Genomic DNA, 255 nt, shown 5'->3' with positions numbered 1-255 from the left:
GCGGCCAGCCCTGAGAGCGGGATGCAATAGCTTCAATAGCGTTTTCTGTAAAAATGGGGATTTTTGCACCCGCCAATTTCATATGGTGGTGAATATAATCGGAAACTTCTTCTCCATTTAACGGCTCGATTTCATACTTCATTATGATTCTTTGTGCAAGTGGTCGATGATGGTTTAACGCCAAGCGAGTCTTTAAATATGGTAAGCCAGCTAAAATTAAGATAAAGGGATTCGTAGAATCCATTTGAAAGTTAA

The 255-nt window shown here is 40.0% G+C and carries 1 pseudogene; it reads right to left on the bottom strand.

Annotated features, from left to right (window positions below):
- Positions 1 to 255: pseudogene (locus M3183_RS26935) on the bottom strand (AAA family ATPase); the annotation flags it as partial.

This window comes from Neobacillus mesonae, from assembly GCF_023715155.1.
GTDB classification, from domain to species: domain Bacteria; phylum Bacillota; class Bacilli; order Bacillales; family Cytobacillaceae; genus Neobacillus; species Neobacillus mesonae_A.
This window is presented reverse-complemented; position numbering and strand designations above follow the sequence as displayed.